Below are 20,620 nucleotides of genomic sequence, written 5' to 3'. Positions count from 1 at the left end.
TCCGCAGACAAAGGCGGCCGCTACCGCTCCGTAAGTTCCAAACTTCCCCTCCATCACTTTATCTCTTTTTTCTTATTTTCAATCTATATAGCAGCCCCATTGTTCCATGCCGCAAGCCCCAGTGCCAGGGCGCCGCATAATCCTGCCTGCTGGCCAAGGCCCGGTGAAACAATATACTCATCCACATGATCTAAAATAGCACTTGAACTGACATACCCGTTCAGATTGCGGAGCACAGCCTGCCGGATGAGCGGCAGCAGCTGCAGCTGCTGCATCACACCGCCGCCCAGAATAATTTTGTGGGGAGACAGCAGCAGGATAGCACTGGTTATGGACTGGGCAATATAGAAGGCTTCCATTTCCCAGGCAGCATGGTCCGGGGGCAGCTCGTGGCCCTTTTTCCCCCATCTGGCTTCAATGGCAGGACCCGCCGCCATCCCTTCGAGGCAGTCCCCATGGTAAGGGCACACGCCTGCAAAATCATCTTCAGGATGCCGTCTGGTCAGCACATGCCCTCCCTCAGGATGCACAAGGCCATGAATGATTTTGCCTTCCGAATACACGCCGACTCCAACACCAGTACCTACGGTATAGTACAGACAGCTGGACGATCCTTGCGCAGCCCCCCATTTGGCTTCGCCATATGCAGCTGCGTTGACATCGGTATCCCAGCCAAAGGGGACCGGAAAGGCACGCCGTAAAGTCCCCAGCAGATCGTAATTCGCCCACCCCGGCTTAGGGGTAGTCGTCACGCAGCCGTAAGTCGGGCTCTCCGGGTTGATATCGATCGGACCAAAGGAGCCCACCCCGATCGCCTCTGCCTGTTTGTCTTGAAAATATTCTATCACCTGGGGGAGGGTCTGAGCCGGATGCCCGGTTGGAAAGCTGAGCCAGTCCAGAATATTCCCGTTTTCGTCCCCGATCCCGCATACGAATTTGGTCCCGCCTGCTTCAATGGCTCCTATACGCATTCCGTCAGCCCTCCACTTGCCGGTCATCGCCATTTGCGGCAGGCAGAGCTAATTTGTAGACCTCCAGTGAAAGGAACGGGGTCCCTTCCTGTTCTGCAAATGCAGCAACACCCGCAGATTCAGGTTTAGGAAAGATAAGATCCGTTAGAACCGCCTGGCCACCATTGCCAAACACTTCGACCGAAGTACGGTCCACATAAATGCATAGTTCATGGATCTCACCCGGAGCTTGCAGCTCCACCGAATGACGTCCCGGGAACCACTCATGGAAACTGTTCTGGCCTGAAGCCAGCCGGTCTACATACAGCTCTTCGGTCTCCGCATCCATTCCGACAACGGTTTCTTCCCCCGCCCCAACTCTTACCTTGATTCCCGCAGATATGCCACGGGTGAACTTCACTGCAATCTCGTAAGCGTCCAGCTGGAGACCGGCTAAAGAAGCGTTGATTTCATGCACAGTAACATCTTTTAGTGAAAGAACAGGGATGCGGGCCGCCTCCAGTTCTTTGGCCGGCTTCTGAACGAGCAGGACCTTCCCTTCTCTGGATTCAAGGTACAGCTCTCTTGGCAGGGTCATCGCCCCGCGGAACTCTTCTGCCGGAGTCTGTGGCGCATACATCCAGTTGCTCATCCAGCCGATGAACAGACGTCTTCCATCTTCCTCAGGCACATCCGACCAGCTTACTCCTGCATAGTTGTCCCTTCCATAATCCAGCCAGCGGATCGTCCGGGAATCCTCGTCCGGAGTAAACACATCCCCATCGAAATGACCAGTGAAGTACTGCGTTCTGGAGCCTTCTACAAAAGCGGGGTCCGCGCCGATACTCACCAGCATCACCCATTTGATGTTCGATGGGTCTCCATCCACGTGCAGCGGGAACAAGTCCGGGCATTCCCACACACCGTCATGAGAGCCGATGCCCTTGCCGAATTCACTGGCAAAAGTCCAATGGATCAGATCCGGTGAATGATACAAGCATACCGTTTGACCGCAAGCAACGATCATTACCCATTTGTTAGTCTCCTGGTTCCAGAACACTTTCGGATCACGGAAATCGATGAAGGTATCATGTTCAAGCACCGGATTGCCTTCGTATTTAGTCCAGGTTCTGCCGTTGTCATGGCTGTAGGCGAGACTTTGGCGCTGAACAGCCGGCTGCCCTTCGGGCATATCCAGGTGATGTGTAAAGATGGCAACCAGCCCCGGTTTTTCCGCAAAAAATCCTGTCGTATTGTTCCAGTCCACAACAGCGCTCCCCGAGAAAATCATGCCAAGCTCATCCGGAAAGAGTGCGATAGGCAGCTCTTCCCAGGTGATAAGATCCCTGCTGACCGCATGGCCCCAGTGCATGGCTCCCATGGTCATCCCGCCCGGATGATGCTGGAAAAACAAATGATACTCTCCTTCGAAATAGACCATCCCGTTCGGGTCGTTCATCCACTTGGCCTGGGGCGAGAAATGGTAGACACCCCGGTAGTTTTGTTTTGTAATAGCTGTCATTATAGCTCTCTCCTTTACTCCGCTGTCTTTTGTTATTTTTGTGTTGCTCTGTCATAACCGGCTTGTTTAATTTTCAGCCATTCCTGCAGACCCAGCCGGTCCAGCTCTTTCAGGTACTCATCCCACTGCTCATTCACTTTGCCGTTCTGGTACCACTCTGTACGCATTCTAAGGACGTAGGCGAACAAATCCGTTTCAATCGTCGTCAGGCGGTCCAGCTCTTCAATCGAATTGAATACACTTGGCATTACGTTCTCCGCTTTCATCTTCGGGGCCATGATGTTCTTGATAATATCCATTCTGCCTTTGGCGTCATCCGGCATGGTGGTATATTTGCCATAGTAGGAATCAAGAACGGCCAGAGGTCCGCCGATGCTTGTTTTTTCACGAAGCTCAACAGGAGCTGCACCTTCCAGCGGCAGATGCTTCAGCATGCCTTTGGCTTCATCCAATTTGAAGATGTTCTGCTGGGTTTCATCCCCGTAGGTGCCCCAGTTGTCCTGCACGGATTGGAGCGGATCATACAGCTGGTCCACCCATTTCGCCGTCGTTTCCAGGTTTTTGTTGGCGCTTGTCACGACCATTTTGCCGCGCCCAAGACCAAGAGCATTGGTTCTCGTTACATTGACTTCGCCATCCGGACCAGCGAGCGGCGGCATTACATCATAGGCATCATTGGCTCCGGAGATGTTAGCCTTATCCCAGGAGAAGTACAAGCCGTAGCGTTGGTCCTTCCCTTTGGCCAGGTACGTACTCCAGTCCTGCGTGTAAGCCTCAATATCAATAAGCCCTTCTTTGTACAGCTCATTGACAAATGAAATGGCGTTCTTATAACCTTCTTCCGCCGCGGTAAAGATCACTTTGCCGTCATCGCTCACAACCGCGTGATCGGGATTCTCCCCAAGTCCAAAGGATGCAAAGAGGAAGGCCAGATCTTCCGCGCCGGGCTTATTAATGAAGGACAGCGGAATTTCATCCGCCTGGCCGTTGCCGTTCGGGTCCTGCGTCTTGAAGGCGATCAGCACTTTTTTCAGCTCATCCGTCGTTTTCGGCATCTCCAGGCCCAGCTTCTTCAGCCATTCGACATTGATCCAAGGCATGCTGTCTACAGCCTGAATCCGCTCTTTACCGTTGCCCAGCTCCTCGATCCAGGGAAAGGCATAAATATTGCCGTCCGGCGCCGTAATCATGCTCTTGTATTCGGGAGCTTCTTCCAGCACCTTTTTAAAATTGGGCATATTTTTCTCGATCAGATCGTTCAGCGGAATGATGGTACCGTCTTTAGCGAGCTTGAGCAGCTCATAATCGCTATAATCAGCATTAAAAATCGCATCGGGAAGGTCACCGCTGGCAACCGCCAGGTTTCTTTTTTCTACAAAAACGTCCTTGGTGAAGTTTTTCCAGTTAATATGAACATTTGTTTTTTCTTCAAGACGTTTATTGATCAGCTTGTCATTCGGGTCAGCCGGTGCCAGCGGGGAGCTCTGCGTAATAAAGTTCAGGGTCACTTTGCCGCTGGGGTCCTGTTCTTTACTGGCTGCACTTCCTCCCCCGCCACCGCTGCATGCTGTAAGCAACAGGATCGAAGCAAGCACAGATGCAGAAGCTGCTTGGGTTACCACTTTTGATGTTGTCAGTTTTTTCATGGAAACATGACCTCCTGAGTAGGATGAATGTAAATCTGTATCTATGTTCAGTCCGTCCCCTATTTCAGGGAACCGAGCATGACACCTTTTTCAAAATACTTCTGGAAAAAAGGATACATAATGATCAGCGGCAGACTGGAAACCACAATGGCCGCATATTTGATGATTTCGGACAACCGTTTCATTTCCGCCATAGCCAGCTGATCACTGATCATGCCTGGATCGACCTGGTTCTGAATCAGGATGGAACGCAGGACGAGCTGCAGCGGATGAAGGTTCGGATTATCGAGATAAATCATTGCATCGAAATAGGAATTCCACTGGCCGACAAAGGCATACAGGGCAAGCACGAAGATAATGGGTTTGGAGAGCGGCAAGACAATGCCGATGAAAATCCGCCACTCTGATGCCCCATCCACATTGGCTGCCTCCCTCAATTCATTGGGTACGCCCTTAAAAAAGGTTCGGGATAGGATAATGTTCCACACGTTGACTGCCCCGGGAATAATTACGGCCCAGACCGTGTCAAGCAGGCCCAGATTTTTGACCAGGAGGTAAGTCGGAACCAGTCCCCCGCCAAAAAACATCGTGATAATGAACAAGGTCATAAAAAATCCTTTACCCTTCAGCCTGTCATCCGACAGGGCATAACCTGCGCAGATAGAGACCAGAACCGTCAGCACAGCAAATGCAACGGAGTAAAAAACAGCGTTTCCAAAACCGCGGATCATCGCTGGGTTGGTAAGGATCATTTTGTAGCCGTCTAATGACCAGTCCGAAATTTTGAAGGATAATCCATGGCTGAGCAGTACCGACGGGTCCATGAAGGAAGCAATCACCACATAAACGAGCGGAAGCACCACCACCAATACAGCGAGCGTCAAGAACGTGGCATTCAGCGCGAGAATAAAGCGGTCCAGCCGGGAATGTTTGATGAACATGAACAGGTGCTCCTTTCTTAGTAAAGGCCGTCGCCCTCATTCAGCTTCTTCACAATGAAGTTCACTGTAATGAGCAGAACAACGTTGATAAGCGAGTTGAACAACCCCACTGCGGCTGAGTAAGCGTAGTCGCCTGACTGCAAGCCAATTTTGTACACATAAGTCGGAATGATCTCGGAAGTCGGCAGGTTGGTCGCCGTTTGCATGAGATAAGCCTTTTCAAATCCAATCGACATAATGCCGCCCGCAGCAAGAATGAACACAATGGCCATAATCGGTCGAATGGTCGGAAGATCAATATGGCGAATTCTCTGCAAAAGATTGGCGCCATCCAGATTCGCGGCATTATGTAACTCAGGGTCAACGTTGGCAAGTGCCGCCACATAAATAATTGAAGCCCAGCCTGCACTCGTCCAGATATCCGAAAGAATGTAGATCCAGCGGAAATACTCAGGACGGGACATGAACATCACAGGTTCACCTGTAGCCCAGGTAAGGATCTGGTTGATTGGCCCTGTCGGGGACATGAAGATGAACAGCATCCCCACCACAACCACTACGGAAATAAAGTTAGGCGCATACAGAAACAGCTGTATATTTTTCTTGACTGCCGACTTGCGCACCTGGTTCAGCATCAAGGCCAACAGGATAGGAACAGGAAAGCTCAAAATCAAACCGAAAAAACTTAATTTAAGCGTATTCATAAAAATGACTTCAAAATTGGGTGAAGAAAGAAACTTGTTGAAGTTGTACAACCCCACCCACTCACTGCCCAGGATTCCTTTGATGGGACTGAAATCTTTAAAGGCGATAATCGCGCCATACATTGGACCGTATTTGAAGATAAGGGTCAGGATCAACGCCGGTGCCAGCATTAAATAAAGAAAGTAATGCTTCTTTATAAAATTTAGTAAGGAGCTCGAAGATCTGGGCACCGTACTTCTGGCATCCGCTTTTATTGTGTTTTGCAATGCCTTTGCCTCCATTTCTTTTACAAATTTAATGTGCGATGAAAATGCAGCTCACCGTTTCAGCGGCCCTCAAGCCCCGCTGCATTTACAATTTATCAGACAGTTCAGCATACGTCAATAAAATTTGTAAAAATATTTTTGTTCATTTGACAATCAATACATACCGAAAAAGTCTAGAATCCGTTGTAAAATAACAAAATGTGGGATTTAATGAGCGAATAAATGCAATTTTCAGCTTAATATATTCACATTGAGTAGTAATGTACACAACAAATTTGCACATTTTTATATTTTAAAACGTAAACTAATTTGTGCATTTGTAAATTTTATATTGCTATTTTTGGAAAACTATTGTACATTTAAGGAAGTTAAGACGATGAGAAGATATGATATAGAGGTGAAGGTACAATACATGGCTAAAGATAGAGTAACCATACAGGACATCGCTGATGCCTTGGGGATCTCCAGAAACACGGCCTCCAAAGCTTTGAACGGGGCTGACAGTATTCCTGCTGACACCAGAGACAAGGTGATCAAAAAAGCGGTTGAGCTTAAATACAAACAATTTTCTTATATGGATACAGCTATTAGCTCCTCCGACAAACAAGGCAATATTGCACTATTGACCTGTAATCTGCCCAACGGCTCACACTTCGGTTCCCTGCTGATCAGCGGGCTGGAGAAAGAAATCAGTACCAAGGGCTATACCTTATCAATTTATTTCGTCCGTGAGAATGATATCAATGGCATGGCCCTTCCTGGTAACTTTGAACCATCAAGTGTGGATGGCATCATCTGCATTGAAATGTTCAATAAGGCTTACAGCAGGCTGATCACGGATCTTGGTATTCCGACTATTTTTGTTGACTGCGCTGCCGATATGGTATACCCGGAATTGAAGGCGGATCTGGTTCTAATGGAGAATGAGCACAGCACTTACTCTGTAACGCGGAAACTGATAGACCACGGATACACCAGCTTCGGTTTTGTAGGCGATTACAATCACTGTAAAAGCTTCAATGAACGCTGGACCGGATTTAACAGGGCTCTTACTGAATGTGGAATATCTCTAAATCCGGCCCATAATATTGTAGCGCCAGACCGAAACTTCAATATCAATATGGAGGAAAACTGGATGGGGCAGCAACTGGATGCCTTGGAAGAGTGGCCATCCGTCTTTATCTGTGCCAATGATTTCATTGCCATCAGTGTTATGAAGTCTCTGAAGAACAAAGGGGTTAAAGTACCGGAAGAAGTTGCTGTATGCGGATTTGATGATGCTTCGGAGTCGCGGGTTGTCGAACCTCATCTGACAACCGTACATATCTACAGCAGCCAAATGGGGATTATTTCAGCTGAAATTCTATTATCCAGGATCAAAGACAACACCAGGCCGTACCAAGTGACCCATGTTGCAACGGATATGATATTCCGTGGGTCCACGCCTGTTCTCAATTAAAACTGTCCACAGGTTGAATTTGAAATGAAATCCCAATCAAAGATCGAAATGTAGAAACAGGACAAGGGTCCGGTGTTCTTAAGAACGCTGGACCCTTGTCCTGTGATCTTTTACTGATAAGGGGGTTCCATTCGCTGAAATAAAGTAACTAATCAGACCCGTAGAGCAATTTCCATAAGGTCAGTCACTGAAAAACTAATTATAGATGGATAACTTTGTCAGCCAGAGCAGTCAATTCATCCTCATGGGATATAAAAATCACAGTAATTCCTGTAGTAAGAATTATTTTCCTGACTAATTCCTTCCCTTGGTCATCTAAGTCATTATAAGGCTCATCAAGGAAAACCAAATGACTGTTTTTTAATAATGACCGGGCGACGGAAATTCTTTGTTTTTCCCCGCCAGAGCTGTTCTGGACATCAAAATTCTGTTCCGAGAGGTCATGTAACCCCGTTTTCTTCAATACATGAATCACTTCTTCCGCACTGGCAGAAGGATTTCCCAGCTTTACATTGTCGTATATCGATGCGTCAAACATATAAGGCGTCTGCTCCGCATAAGCAAATTGCCGATAGTATGAAGGTAAATCAATCCGGGACATATTTAGATTATTAATGGTGATGATACCTGAACTAGGTCTGAGAAGTCCGCTCATCAGCTGTAGCAGAGTGGATTTTCCCCGTCCATTGGGTCCAACAATAGCCACCTTCTCTCCTGGTAAGATGGTAAAGTTAAGATCGCTAAACAATGGGGGGTTGTCCTCATATTGAAATCCTAAATTGTCACCTTTAATGGCGATAGGACCATCAGGCACCTTGATGAGACCAGAATCACCTGCCGCTTCACTGATTTCATGTAATTTCGGGATATATAATTGAAACAAATGATAGCTTTTGATTGCAGTTCCTATATCCTGGTACACAGTCTTCAGACTATTGGAGAGCCCGATGACTGTCATAATATAACCAGCTTGAATTTGATTTTCTGCAACAAGCCATGCGCCGAAAATAATGATAATAGAGTCGGTAATGACACGTAAAATCAAATTTAGCTTTTGAATTAAATATTGCAGCTTCATATTCCGTCTAAGTTGCTGATCATAGTATTTTTCAAAATAATGGCAAAAAAGATCAATAAACTTCTGTCCCAGCTGAAATACCTTAATATAGTCCGCTCCATTGACCATATCTACTTCTAAATTCCTCTGCTTCATCTCAAAATCTCTAGTTTTCATTTTATAAGAAGCTTCCAATTGTTTCGTGATTCTAATACCTATCAGAGGAACACCCGCCATAATAAGGCATATCAAAGCATATAACATGTTGATCCTAAATAGCTGTATGAATATACCCGCCCCTACGATAACAGAAACAGGAATCTTGGTGAATACCTCTATAACAGTGAAGCGAAATTCATTCGGGTCACGCTCCAGCCGATATTGAATTTCCCCCTCCTTAAATTTCCCAATTTGATCCGAAGGAAGATGAATGAACTGATTCATAATATAACGGTCATGCTCAAGCGCGTGGCGAAACAAAATAATATTTTTGATATACTGCATCACTGGAATTATAAGGATGCTGCCTATTAAAGCTAATACTAAAGACAACGCGGAACGGAGAGTAATCAAAGCCGGCCTGTATAAAATATCGTTTGTAAAATCTCCGATGATATTATAAATAATGATTGTAAGGTACCCCCCCGTAATCCCCTGGATGACCCCACAGACAATAACCCATTTCTGATGCTGCAAAGCTTTTGAAAGAACTGAATTAGGCATGAACTCCATTCCCTCTATATAAATTTACATGATTCTCCTGAAATTCCAGATTCACATTTGTGTTATCTTGAAAACAGCTGCCGTGACTGACAATGACTACTGTACGATCTATACTTTCAATAAGCTCTATTAATACGGATCTTGACTGCTGATCAAGCGAATTTTCAGGTTCATCCAGCATTATAAAAGAATAGGAGCTTTTCAATACAGCAGCAACCAAGTATACCTTTTTACGTTCTCCGCCTGATAAATCACTGATTGAACGCTGACTCAGCAGGTTTTCTTCCAGACCAAACAGTCCGCATATCTGCAGAACCTCTTCCAACCTTTCGGGCTTATCCTCATATAGCATTTGGTACAATTGCATAGGAGTGATGGAAAATATGTAATCCTCCTGGGGAAGCCAGGAAATCTCACGCAAGTATTCATCCTCTGGAATAGAGATCAAATCTCTGCCTTTGTAGATCACCCTTCCGCTGTCATACGGATTTCGGCGCAGCAGTACGTTCAGGAGAGAAGATTTTCCCGAGCCGTTACTGCCCTTGATCAGAATGCGGTCTTTCTCCAAAATCCGAACATTAACCTTGGCTGCCCGTTCCGGATTCCCAACAGAAAGGTTGCTAATTTCCAGAAATGGAGCCAAGCCTGAAAGCGGTTTACCCGATGTTTGGCTCTTCTCTGTCAAATGCCCGATTGCCAATAGTCTTGCCCTTGCGGTGATGTAAACCTCACGTTCAGCCAAATAGTTGAATATTCCGGCTGCGGCTTGATAGAATCCGGTACTGAGAGTTAGAATAGCTAAACCTGATTTCAAGTCCCCTAATCCCTTCACTATCAGGAAGGCAATAATCCCATACGTTCCGAATTTCACAATATATTCTAATGAAGCTGACATTCCTTGCTCTACGGTAATTGTTTTCTCAGCTTTCTTTCCGATCTTATTGTACTCGGCATGTATATTTTTATATTTCTCCATAAACCATGAATACGCAGAATAAATTTGAATGGAACGGAATCCTTTATAACCGGATAATAGGTGATTGGTGATTCTCGCTTCTATCTCGCGGGCGTCCAGGTAATTTTCAAGCATGTATTTCTTGATTACGATTGGCGGGAGTACATGCAGTAGCGCAATTACAATCAACAGGCAACAAATCCAAACGTTAACCGATGCGAAGTAGACAGCATACGCTGCTGCAGTTACCATGGCAGCAATCCATACAGGCAGCGTCTGCGTAAAATATTTCACAACTTCATTAACATCATTATAGAGATGCTCGATGAACTCACCTTTGTTTAGCTCAGTATGTAATTTCATATTCTGAGCCAAATACTGCTTCAATATAGCTGCCTTCAATTGGTGCTTGCCATATTCAGTGCGGATTTGCATACTCACACTTATGAAATAATCGATGGCATTGAAGATTAAGACCAGAGCCCCGAGAAACAAACACTGCCGAATCAATTGTTGAAAATCAGCAGCCATAGCCGAGTGTATAATATCAGCCAGTAGAAACGCAGTTGTAAACCCGTAAGGGACCCCCAGCAGAAGTTTAAAGGTAAACCCAACAGCGGCCCTGGAGAAAATAGAATAGTACCCAGTGCCCTTCATACGGATTGCCTGTTAAATATCAGTAGTCTTCTGCAAATGTCGCTGTTGGTTTTCTCACAACTTTGGGTGAAGTCAGAAGAGTGGTCTATACTTAAAAGGTTTTTGTACATTATGCAAGGGGTGAACACAAAATTTTCCGATAATCCCCATATCCGATTACCCGCCCTACAGGCTAAACAGCCTTTAGAATATAATACTTTCCATCTCATTTGTGTAACTGCATGCTGCATAATATATCTCTCTTTCCCATTGTAGTATTTTTATAAAATTTAAATATTTAGGCTCGAGCTTCCTAATTAATTTGGTTTAGTTCAGCTTCTTGCTGCCAAGAACAAGATGATAGCTGTTCGAGAATCGTTGGGTGCACACCAGATACTTCAAAATAATTTAAAAATATCTATTTACATTTACATTACTAGATATAATTGTCAATACTATTTTTTTTAATATTTTCCATTTGAATTTTTTTTACATACTCACCTTGGAACATCAGTTAACTTCCCCATAATTCGACTGCGAAAGAGTTCGCACAGATAATTTATCAACTTCTCCAATGTGGGAGATACTTTTGCCGGAGGTTATCCTCAATTTGTTTATTTTCTAATCATAATAAAAACTCCTCTTCAGACTTGTTGATTAGACAAGCACTGAAAAGGAGTATTATCCCTCCGGGTTCTATTTCGTACCTTTTGAGGTTGTGAACTCAACCGGGTGTAAGGATTGTGACAACTCCCAACATCGTCAGATGACAAAGATGCACCTGTAAGCAGCCTAATTATCACTTCACAAGCAGGCGTACACGATATTTCTCAATCGCGGATGCACAAAAGGCTCCTGATTGTTCAGCATATGCTGCGCATACATCACGGTCAGCTGCGAAGCCGGATCGATGATGGCCAGGCAGCCGGCAGCGCCGCTCCAGCCAAATTCGCCAAGCGGGCTCAGCGAACCGCTGCGGGCCTTTGAGATATGGGTTCTGACGCCCAGCCCATAGCTGTAGCCTTTCAGCTGCTCCCAGGAGAAATCGCCGCGCATGCTCTCGGTCAGCTGCTCCGTCCGCATCAGCTCCACCGATGCCGGTGACAGAATACGCACGCCGTCCGGGCTTGTTCCCTGATTCGTCAGCGCATTCAAAAATTGCGCATAGTCGCTCACGGTAGACAGCAATCCCGCCCCGCCGCTCTCGTATTCGGTTCCGAGCCGGAACCCGTTCCCGTCCTTCCGCACGGGCTTGCCGAGCTCATCACTATATTCATACTGCGGAGCCAGACGGCTCTGCTGCCCGTCCGGGAGATCGAAACCTGTGTCATCCATGCCCAGCGGCCTGGTAATTTCCTCCCGGATATACGTGCCAAACCGCCGGCCGTCCACAGCCTCGACCAGTGCTGCAAGGACATCATGACATAAGCTGTAATTCCACCGGGTACCCGGTTCGAATTGCAGCGGCTCCTTGGCAAGTGCCTCCGCAATGGCGCGCGTCGGCATTTTGCCCCCTGTGTGTTTCACTGCTTCCCGAATGGAAGGCAATCCCAGATCATAGGAGAAACCCGCTGACATAGTGAACAGATCGCGTACCGTAATCGGATGTACGGCCTTCTCAAGTATGAGCTCGCCGCCCGGCAGCCTCTTCTTCACGTTCATTTCAGTGTATTCCGGCAGATAGTCCGACAGGCGGTCATTCAGCAGGAAGGCGCCCTTCTCCAAGAGCTGGAGGGCCGCTGTGCAGGTCATGATCTTGGTCAGGGAGTAGAGATTAATGATCCGTCCGTCATCGATTGGCGTCTGCTCTTCCAGGTTGGCATAGCCGTTACGGTAACGGAAAACTGGTTCGTTACGGTACATAACAAGCACCTCCGCCCACGGGATCCGCCAGGAGGTGATGCGGTCGATAAATGAAGACAAGGGCTCAAAGTTCATCATTCGCCATCCTCTTTTTACAAAGTATAATTATAGATATTGAGGCTCATTCATAATCAAGAACTACCATTTGATGGCATTCCAGCACGGGTACCGTGTAGTGAACAATCTGTTCTTCCCGGCTGAAATTAAGCGGTGTCATTTGCGGAGCCAAATACACATTCTGAACCCGGCCCTCCGTTCGAACAGAAACCTGGACATCGTAAAGCGGAATAATATCCTCGATTACTTCGATGTTCTCGCCTCTGCGGACCGGTGACGCATACAGCAGATGATTGACCAGGCGCTTCTCCACCTTCTGCTCCTGCAGCGTGACGATGCCCTGCGCCGGGAGATTCGTCTGCAGAGACTTATCAGGAAGCAGCCGGTTCAGTGCAAGCAAAACCGTTTCCTTTACAATCAGACTGCCTTTGCTGGCATAATCTTCGAATACGTTCCATGCAATATAGATTCCATTGCTGTTTTCCACCATGCCGGGTCCACCATTAGTGTAACTGCTTGGCGTATGCTGGTGCGAGCAGAAGGTAAATACATCACGGTTAAAATACGGATCTTCGCGGCGTCCCAGCTCGATTCCGCCGGCAAGCTCGACCTTCTGTCCCTGTCCGTAAAAGATGAAGGAGGCCTCTTGCAAGCGCCCGGGCTTGAACGAAGGACGGAAATAATCAGGGCGGTAAGAATTAACCTCCACATGCCGCACCCCGAGATCAACCGCAAACTGCGTCCCTTCCGGATCAAGTCCGGACCAGCCTGTCGCCAGAATTTTGCCACCCTGCTGCAAGAACGCTTCTAATTTACCGCGCAGCCCGTCATCCACCGCCACATAATCCGGCAAAATCAACACCTTGTAGGCGGTAAAATCATGCTCCTTGTCGATGACGTCAAACAGGAATTTCCCCTCCAGCAGGATGCGGGCGGCTCCTGCATCCGATGGCGGCTTACGCCCGCCGGTCTTTGCCTGCGGATGCACACCGGTTGCTTCGAGCGACAGCAGTGCCACATCCGCAACGTTCGTGGTGCGGGTGCACCAAGCTTCTTTGCTCTCCACCTCACGGTAGGCTTCTCCGATCAGGGCATAGGTCGCTTCATCCATGTGTCCGTCGGGATGCAGCTGATCCCCGATCGAACATCCTGCGCCATTGGCGATGCTGAGTGCGGTTTCATAACGGAGTGCGTTGGGATGCTTATAGCCGCCGAATTCCCCCCAGGATGTATGGAATTTCCCGGTCATGCCGAGAAATTGGACGCCCAGCGTCTGCGCATATCTGGCCGACAGCGGGAAATGGTCATAGCCCCAGCCGCCCGTGGGCAGTGATTCCAGCTCCAAGTGGCTGTTCATCCCTGCCAGATCCCGCCGGCCGCGTGCAATGTGTCCGCCGTTGTGGAAGATCGGCAGTCCCGGCTTGATGGCTTCGGCCGCTTCCTTCAGCCTTGCCGTATAGTTGGCATAGGTTCTCTCCCAGAGTCTGCGCATCGCCTGCTCATCCCGCGGATCTCCGCCCTCGCGCCGCACGCTCTCTATACAGCTGTGGCAGTAGCATTTGCGCACACCGACAATATCGAAGAAGAGGCCGTCCAGATCATAGCGCGACACGACCTCGCGGGTCTGGGCAATCAGGATATCCAGGTAAGGCGTGTTCATGCAGAACTGGTGATATCCCGGTTCCAGGAAGCCCTTCACCCAGTTCGTCTGATCGTTTTCGTCCCGGATAAGCCATTCCGGATGGCGCCTGGCCAGCTTCTCATCCAGACCGGCCGATAGATATACCGGCGTCTTTACGTTAATTTCATGGGCGGCCTCGATCTGGGCTCCAAGTAAATCGAAGCTCAGCCCGGGATGAATCTCATTCGCCTCCGACGGATGATAGGCCCAGCCATGGTGGCATTTGGAGAAGACGGTAACAGAATCCACGTTACCCAGCTTCAGCATCTCCTGAAACTGCTTTTTGTCAAAACGGGCTCCGATCGGTGTGATGGCTTCGGAGGTGTGATAATCGAGATGAACCTGACGAAATCGCATGCTTTCCCTTCCTTTCCGGATCTTATACCTTCAGTATAATGACTTCCACCGGGGTCTGACAGGTCCTGAATCGACTTATAATAGCACATTTTCTACCTTATCAAAGTTCACCATGCTACAATGAAACCGTTGATAACAGGTTCTGAAAGGAGCACCCTGCAATGAATTGCCTGGAGCTTGCCATTCCCCCGCTGCCGCAGCTGGTGACCATCGGCCACGCCTTTTGGCCGCCGGGGCAAAAGCACGAAACCCGTTCGTTCGATGTATATGACATGCTGTTTGTCTTAAAGGGCACCTTGTATATGACGGAAGAAGGGATACCCTACGAAATCAAGGAAGGCTCCATGCTGGTACTCGAACCGGGCCGCAGGCATGCCGGGCATCGTCCTTGTGAAGAAATCACGGAAATTTATTGGATTCATTTTGTCCATCCGGCACCGGTCCGGACGATGGACAGCGGAAAAATCCCCTGGTCCTTTCCCTATGTCAAAGGGACAAATCTCGATACTGCCCCGCAGCAGCAGGTGATGTATATTCCGAAATTCACCAGTCTGCATATCCCCGATGTTCTTCCGTTCCTGGAGCGGATGGTGGAGCTTCATCAGGCCTTGTCTCCGGCAAGCTCCTTACCGCTGCAGACGCAGTTGGCCGGTCTTCTGGTCCAACTGCAGGCTGCGGCAAAAATGCAATATGCCTCCCGCGCAAGACAGCTCTGCGATCAAACGATCGCCTACCTTCAGCAGCATCTGACCCGTCCCTTCGACGCCAGGCACATGGAGCAGACGCTTCATTTCCGGTTCGACTATCTCGCCCGGTGCCTCAAAACGTATACGGGAATGAGTCCGCTCCAATATCTGCATGATCTGCAAATCAAAAAGGCCAAATCATTGCTGGAGAACATGGAACTTTCCGTCTCGGAAGTAGGCCGGCAAGTCGGCATTGAGAATGACAATTACTTCATACGGCTGTTTCGTAAACAAACTGGAGTCACACCCGGGAGGTACCGCCAGATTAGGAACGGGAAAGCTTAGAGGGCAAGGAGTTGGCAACGCCTCCTCATATTCCGGCGTTGCAGAAACCCGCCCCTATTTGGCCGAATGGTGAAGTGCCGAGCGGTAGTCCAGAGGCGTCATGCCTTTGTGTTTCTTGAACAGCTTGCAAAAATAGGGGGCGCTTAGCCCTCCGATCTCGCGGGCGATTCTCTGTACGGATTGCCCGGAATTCCCCAGCAGCACGCAGGCTTCACGGATTCTTCTGGCCGTGACATAATCCATGAGCGATACCCCGGTGTACTGTTTGAACAGATGGGATACATAGTAGGAGGACAGATGCAGTTCCCCGGCCAGCAGCTCCAGACTGAAGGGTTGCCTGAAATGGTCTTCGATCCAATCCATAACCGATTCGATGTGGGCCGTTGTTTTAACGGACCAGCCTTCCGGCAGCAGCTCCTCGCCGGAAATGACCGCCAGTTGAAGATACCGCAGCAAGGATATCAGGAACAGGATACGGGCCTCCTCCTGCCCCTCACTCGGTTCAAGTACGGCCTGAACATGACTCTCCACCGCTCCCATCAGCCGGCTGTCATCAACAGCAAATCTGGGCGAAGGCAGCGCCCCCCTGGATAAAAAGCGGAGAAACGCCTCAAGCTTGGGGTATGGAGCCAGAAACGGCTCCAGATACCGGGGCTCAAAGGTCAGATTCGTCCGGACATAGCGGACATCCCTTGGGGCGGGAATTTCCACCTTGTGCAGCTGGTATGGCTGGAAGCAAAACAACGCTCCTCCTTGCAATTCATAGGTGCGGCCCTCCACCTCGACGATCCCTTGCCCTTCATGGATAAATAACAATTCCAGACCCTGATGCGCATGAAATTTATGAAAGTGATCCTCCTGCAGCTCATCCCGGAAAGCCAGAAAAAAGCTGCTGTGGCCCGGATCCACATGTTCTATATGTGACGCCAACGCCAACGCCTCCCCGTTGCTATAATCGCAATTTGGTTACATTTTAGCACAACCGGCAATCATTCGTCCGGTTATATAATAAAGGCAGCATGATAACGCGAAATGGAGGATACCGCTATGTGGGCACAAGCTATCGAAGACGCCTTGCGCGTAATTTCAAACAATATTGGGCGGTTTGGAGACAAGTTCCCCGTTACAAGCACCCAAGGAAACCGGATCTACCGGCTAACTCCGGGTAATGATTGGACCGAGGGCTTCTGGACCGGGCTGCTCTGGCTGTCCTATGAATATTCCAAGGACCCCCGGTTTCGGACTGCCGCTATGACAACATTGGACAACTTCCGGGAGCGTCTTGAGCACCGGACGGGCCTGGAGCATCATGACATCGGATTTCTCTATTCTCTCTCCATCAAAGCCCATTGGATTCTGGAACGGGACGAAAGCTCCCGGTCCGCTGCCTTGCAGGCTGCGGATATTCTGCTGGAAAGATGGCGCGACATTCCGGGAATTCTCCAGGCGTGGGGACCCAAGGATGATCCCGAGAACGGCGGGCGCATTATCATCGATTGCCTGATGAATCTGCCTTTGCTGCATTGGGCTTACCAGCAGACCGGCCGGGAGGCCTACCGTCAGGCCGCCGAGCAGCAGACGGCCATGAGCCGCCGATTTCTGGTCCGCGGAGATGACTCCACGTACCATACCTTTTACTTTGATCCGATAACCGGGGACTCGATCCGCGGGGGCACCCACCAAGGGAGCCGGGACGGATCAACCTGGACCAGAGGCCAAGCCTGGGGCATTTACGGTTTCGCGCTGGCCTACCGGTATATGCGGCAGCCCGAGCTGCTGGAAACCTCCAAGCGGCTCGCCCGCTATTTTGCGGACCGTCTCCCCGAGGATGGTGTTGTGTTCTGGGATTTCGATGTGCCGCAGATTCCGGAGACCAAACGGGACAGCTCCGCTGCAGCCATCGCCGCGTCGGGCATGCTGGAGCTGGTTGCCCTGCTTCCAGAGCATGACGCTGACCGGGAATGGCTGGCACAATCAGCCCGGAGAATCGTTGCCTCCCTTGCCGCCAACTACTCCACGAAGGGTGAGCCGGATGCACAAGGACTGCTGAACCGGGGTTCCTATGCCGTCCGGCTTGATATTTCGCCTGATGATTATGTGATCTGGGGAGATTATTTCTATCTGGAAGCCTTAATGCGGCTGGAGCGCGGAGTGCCGGGCTATTGGTATGAACGGTAATGATTTCGAAAAGCAATGATTTTGAGCCTGAAACCGAAAGGATAGATGCACACTTATGAACAGCCAGGCTGCATTACAACAGCTGCTGCAAGTTGCAAATGACAGCATGTCGGTTAGCTGCCACGCCGTTTCCACATGGCATATTCCGGGCTTTTACTTCGATATGGCCGGCCATCAGGCAGCCAAGCGGCTGATGGAGGAGGATGCCCAGGCGGCGTACACAGCGGCGTTGGCTTACCGCCACACCGGCAGGACCGCCTATGCGGATAAGGCACTTGAATTGATTGATGGCTGGGCAGCCATCAACAAGGTGCTGACCGGCGATGACGGCCCGCTGGTCTCCGCCTATCTGGGAACAGGACTGATCCGGGCGGCTGAGCTGCTCCACAGCTATTCCGGCTGGCGCAAGGAGAACAAGGACCAGTTCATTGCCTGGATGACCGGGGTATGCCTGCCCGGGTGGGACCGCATTCCGCTCCGGAACAACTGGTGGAGCTGGAGCTTGTATGCCCAATTATCCTTGTTCCGCCTGATGGACGACCAAGCCCGTTTTGCGGAAGAAGTCGCCTATCTCAAGGAACATATTGACAGCTCTCTTGAAACTTCCGGACTCATTCCGGAAGAAACAACAAGAGGAAACAATGCAATCTGGTATCATTATTTCTCCCTTGCTCCCCTTACGGCTGCCATCAAGCTAGTCGATGACACTACCGGCGAGAATTTGTTTCACTGGACCTCTCCCGGCGGAAAAAGCGTCAAGAAGGCACTCGATACCTTCTTTTATTATGCCGATGGGCGCATAGAGGAATGGCCGTATGACAACGGTCAGAAATTCCCGGCACCGCTTGCTTCCGATACGTGGCCGCTGGATTTGTACGAAGCCATGTTCAACGTTTACAGGGAACCCGAATATGAGCGCTTTGTCTCTCCCTATCGCCCGATTACTGGCAACAAAAATAGCAGCAGCGGGTATTATCAGTCATACGCCTGGATTTTTCCCGAGCTGCAGTTCACACACAGCTAGCCAGATGCAGCATTGCCATATGCTGCTGAGACAGACGCTGCTGAGACAGACCAACAGAGCCTTGGACAACTTCGTCCAAGGCTCTGTTGGTGTAGAGGATGCTATGATCTTCCGCATAGCTCAGACTGGGCTAGCAGCATTCAATTGCAATTTATACAGCAGATGATCCCTAAATCAGCGAAAAAAAATGAATCTGTAGCGCCCTGTACAACAGAATTAGGCGAAAAAGATGCTTTTGACTCAAAATCAAGAAGTTTTTTAGAATTTTGCTACTCAAGTCTCAAGACCTATTCACCAAATAACTTTAAAATTGAATAGATGTTTTTCACAATCAGCATTGATATGCGACCCGTTAAATTACTCAGCCGGAGGAATCACTATTTTGAGAAAGCTATCATTCGTTATTGCCATTATCATGTTAGGTGCAATGTTGTCCGCTTGTTCTGCCAATACATCCACCGTGGGTCAAGCACCTGCAGGCGTTACGTCCGGCGAGAGCAAAGAAATCGAAAAATACAATGCGTATGTCAGGCTGAACAACTTGATGACAGGTAGAATCAATGAGGTTCTAGTTCATTATTTTGAGAAGTTCGGAGTTGATACACAGCCTGTAATCGAGGAGAACTTCAGCTTCATCATGCTCGGCGTTGCTGAAACTGAGCGGGAAGTTGTTGATAAAGCGAACGGCTATACCGCAAGCCAACCTGCTTTTGCGAACGCAGACCCCCTAGTGATCAAACTGGCACCGGTCCTCAAAGATTTGTTGTCTGTCCTGGACGATATGAAAGCCTACTATGATACAAGAGGCTACGTGGATGATGATTTCGCAAAAGGAAAACAGCTGCATACCAAGCTGGTAAGTGCCAATCTCGCTTACGAGACTGTCGCCAACCAATACTTCACGGCTTTGCAAAAATTGGGTAATGAGCAGCGTCTGGCTGAACTGCAAAAACTGAAGGATGCAGACCAGCAGATCAGGTATAATGCCTTGAAGTTCATGATAGATGCCGAGGCTACGGCCATTGAAATGGATGAACAGGGAATCACCGCCAGCAACGTGCTGCAGCTTGACATGACGAAGTTTAAAGCCAAATACGACATCATGACCGCAGATCTGAGTGTGCTCATGACGATCTTAAAAGACAAGGAACGAATTCAAAAAGAAGGGATTAACAGCTTCAGTATCGAGAGCTATGTTAATTCAGCCACTGAGGCAAAAGCGGCTGCTTCAAAAATCATTGAACGCATCAATAAGAAGGAACCTGTGTCTGATTCTGACCTGAACGGCCAGTTCCTGAACACTACAGATGGTACACCCGAGAATTTCAATTATCTTCTAAGCAAGGCAGTTGAACGATTTAATGAAATGAATTAAGATATCTAATGGTTGGGCCTAGAAATCAATAGAAAATTCCCAAGTGGATAACTTAGATGAAACTATTAAGCATCTTGAACAAACAGGTGTACCTCTTGCAAAGAACAATAAGGTTAGTGAATTTGGAAAGTTTATTTGAATTGAAGATCCTGAAGACCGGCTGGTCGGGCTTTGGGAGAAATAACGAGTTGTAC

At 48.8% G+C, this 20,620-nt stretch carries 15 protein-coding genes and 1 pseudogene; 6 read left to right on the top strand and 10 right to left on the bottom strand.

From position 1 onward, the window contains the following. Positions 1-83: 83 nt before the first annotated feature. Genes PGRAT_RS08150 through PGRAT_RS08130 form a run of 5 tightly spaced genes read right to left on the bottom strand, consistent with a single transcriptional unit; the run spans position 84 to position 5,934 of the window. A complete protein-coding gene (locus tag PGRAT_RS08150; RefSeq protein WP_025703035.1) occupies positions 84-971 on the bottom strand; it encodes an ROK family protein in 888 nt (295 codons plus the stop codon). A gap of 4 nt (positions 972-975) precedes the next feature. Further along, entirely contained in the window at positions 976-2,472 is a 1,497-nt protein-coding gene (locus PGRAT_RS08145; RefSeq protein ID WP_025703036.1) for a glycoside hydrolase family 32 protein, read from the bottom strand. Between the two features lie 32 nt (positions 2,473-2,504). Then, positions 2,505-4,118, bottom strand: coding sequence for an ABC transporter substrate-binding protein (locus PGRAT_RS08140; protein ID WP_025703038.1), 1,614 nt, complete (start codon positions 4,116-4,118; stop codon positions 2,505-2,507). Between the two features lie 59 nt (positions 4,119-4,177). Beyond that, positions 4,178-5,059: a carbohydrate ABC transporter permease gene (locus PGRAT_RS08135; RefSeq protein WP_025703040.1), complete on the bottom strand. Its 882-nt coding sequence runs from the start codon at positions 5,057-5,059 to the stop codon at positions 4,178-4,180. Positions 5,060-5,076: 17 nt separating this feature from the next. Beyond that, the gene (locus PGRAT_RS08130; RefSeq protein WP_238326723.1) at positions 5,077-5,934 is read right to left on the bottom strand and encodes an ABC transporter permease; all 858 of its coding nucleotides are present in this window, start codon (positions 5,932-5,934) and stop codon (positions 5,077-5,079) included. 508 nt (positions 5,935-6,442) lie between these two features. Between PGRAT_RS08130 and PGRAT_RS08125 the strand changes: the two genes are divergently transcribed. Further along, entirely contained in the window at positions 6,443-7,489 is a 1,047-nt protein-coding gene (locus PGRAT_RS08125) for a LacI family DNA-binding transcriptional regulator (RefSeq protein ID WP_025703042.1), read from the top strand. Positions 7,490-7,688: 199 nt separating this feature from the next. On the opposite strand, the gene PGRAT_RS08120 is transcribed toward PGRAT_RS08125, so the two are convergent. From PGRAT_RS08120 to PGRAT_RS08105, 4 genes are all read right to left on the bottom strand, one after another. Then, positions 7,689-9,269: an ATP-binding cassette domain-containing protein gene (locus PGRAT_RS08120; protein ID WP_162165051.1), complete on the bottom strand. Its 1,581-nt coding sequence runs from the start codon at positions 9,267-9,269 to the stop codon at positions 7,689-7,691. Next, positions 9,262-10,881, bottom strand: coding sequence for an ATP-binding cassette domain-containing protein (locus PGRAT_RS08115; protein WP_025703046.1), 1,620 nt, complete (start codon positions 10,879-10,881; stop codon positions 9,262-9,264). The genes PGRAT_RS08120 and PGRAT_RS08115 overlap by 8 nt, the downstream gene beginning before the upstream one ends. 783 nt (positions 10,882-11,664) lie before the next feature. Beyond that, entirely contained in the window at positions 11,665-12,801 is a 1,137-nt protein-coding gene (locus PGRAT_RS08110; protein ID WP_238326722.1) for a serine hydrolase domain-containing protein, read from the bottom strand. Between the two features lie 43 nt (positions 12,802-12,844). Then, entirely contained in the window at positions 12,845-14,818 is a 1,974-nt protein-coding gene (locus PGRAT_RS08105; protein ID WP_042266358.1) for an alpha-amylase family protein, read from the bottom strand. 161 nt (positions 14,819-14,979) lie between these two features. Here PGRAT_RS08105 and PGRAT_RS08100 point away from each other — a divergent pair, with 161 nt between their 5' ends. Beyond that, positions 14,980-15,849: a helix-turn-helix transcriptional regulator gene (locus PGRAT_RS08100; protein WP_025703887.1), complete on the top strand. Its 870-nt coding sequence runs from the start codon at positions 14,980-14,982 to the stop codon at positions 15,847-15,849. 54 nt (positions 15,850-15,903) lie between these two features. Here PGRAT_RS08100 and PGRAT_RS08095 read toward each other — a convergent pair whose 3' ends face one another. Beyond that, positions 15,904-16,779: a helix-turn-helix transcriptional regulator gene (locus tag PGRAT_RS08095; RefSeq protein WP_025703888.1), complete on the bottom strand. Its 876-nt coding sequence runs from the start codon at positions 16,777-16,779 to the stop codon at positions 15,904-15,906. A 117-nt stretch (positions 16,780-16,896) separates the two neighbouring features. Here PGRAT_RS08095 and PGRAT_RS08090 point away from each other — a divergent pair, with 117 nt between their 5' ends. The 4 genes and pseudogenes from PGRAT_RS08090 to PGRAT_RS34280 form a co-directional block, all read left to right on the top strand. Then, the gene (locus PGRAT_RS08090) at positions 16,897-18,027 is read left to right on the top strand and encodes a glycoside hydrolase family 88 protein (protein WP_025703889.1); all 1,131 of its coding nucleotides are present in this window, start codon (positions 16,897-16,899) and stop codon (positions 18,025-18,027) included. A gap of 55 nt (positions 18,028-18,082) precedes the next feature. Continuing rightward, on the top strand, positions 18,083-19,051 hold the full coding sequence (locus PGRAT_RS08085; protein WP_025703890.1) for an alginate lyase family protein: 969 nt from the start codon (positions 18,083-18,085) through the stop codon (positions 19,049-19,051). Between the two features lie 382 nt (positions 19,052-19,433). Further along, a complete protein-coding gene (locus PGRAT_RS08080; RefSeq protein WP_025703891.1) occupies positions 19,434-20,426 on the top strand; it encodes a YiiG family protein in 993 nt (330 codons plus the stop codon). Between the two features lie 34 nt (positions 20,427-20,460). Further along, positions 20,461-20,565 (top strand): annotated as a pseudogene (locus PGRAT_RS34280) (VOC family protein); the annotation flags it as partial. Positions 20,566-20,620 lie beyond the last annotated feature (55 nt).

This window comes from Paenibacillus graminis, from assembly GCF_000758705.1.
Taxonomy (GTDB): domain Bacteria; phylum Bacillota; class Bacilli; order Paenibacillales; family Paenibacillaceae; genus Paenibacillus_AQ; species Paenibacillus_AQ graminis.
The sequence above is the reverse complement of the archived record's forward strand: the minus strand, read 5'-3'. Positions and strand labels throughout refer to the sequence as shown.

What these genes read in the sequence shown, in the direction of transcription:
- PGRAT_RS08150 (WP_025703035.1), bottom strand. Translation starts at nt 971, where the DNA reads ATGCGTATAGGAGCCATTGAAGCAGGCGGGACCAAATTCGTATGCGGG.
- PGRAT_RS08145 (WP_025703036.1), bottom strand. Translation starts at nt 2,472, where the DNA reads ATGACAGCTATTACAAAACAAAACTACCGGGGTGTCTACCATTTCTCG.
- PGRAT_RS08140 (WP_025703038.1), bottom strand. Translation starts at nt 4,118, where the DNA reads ATGAAAAAACTGACAACATCAAAAGTGGTAACCCAAGCAGCTTCTGCA.
- PGRAT_RS08135 (WP_025703040.1), bottom strand. Translation starts at nt 5,059, where the DNA reads ATGTTCATCAAACATTCCCGGCTGGACCGCTTTATTCTCGCGCTGAAT.
- PGRAT_RS08130 (WP_238326723.1), bottom strand. Translation starts at nt 5,934, where the DNA reads ATGCTGGCACCGGCGTTGATCCTGACCCTTATCTTCAAATACGGTCCA.
- PGRAT_RS08125 (WP_025703042.1), top strand. Translation starts at nt 6,443, where the DNA reads ATGGCTAAAGATAGAGTAACCATACAGGACATCGCTGATGCCTTGGGG.
- PGRAT_RS08120 (WP_162165051.1), bottom strand. Translation starts at nt 9,269, where the DNA reads ATGCCTAATTCAGTTCTTTCAAAAGCTTTGCAGCATCAGAAATGGGTT.
- PGRAT_RS08115 (WP_025703046.1), bottom strand. Translation starts at nt 10,881, where the DNA reads ATGAAGGGCACTGGGTACTATTCTATTTTCTCCAGGGCCGCTGTTGGG.
- PGRAT_RS08110 (WP_238326722.1), bottom strand. Translation starts at nt 12,801, where the DNA reads ATGATGAACTTTGAGCCCTTGTCTTCATTTATCGACCGCATCACCTCC.
- PGRAT_RS08105 (WP_042266358.1), bottom strand. Translation starts at nt 14,818, where the DNA reads ATGCGATTTCGTCAGGTTCATCTCGATTATCACACCTCCGAAGCCATC.
- PGRAT_RS08100 (WP_025703887.1), top strand. Translation starts at nt 14,980, where the DNA reads ATGAATTGCCTGGAGCTTGCCATTCCCCCGCTGCCGCAGCTGGTGACC.
- PGRAT_RS08090 (WP_025703889.1), top strand. Translation starts at nt 16,897, where the DNA reads ATGTGGGCACAAGCTATCGAAGACGCCTTGCGCGTAATTTCAAACAAT.
- PGRAT_RS08085 (WP_025703890.1), top strand. Translation starts at nt 18,083, where the DNA reads ATGAACAGCCAGGCTGCATTACAACAGCTGCTGCAAGTTGCAAATGAC.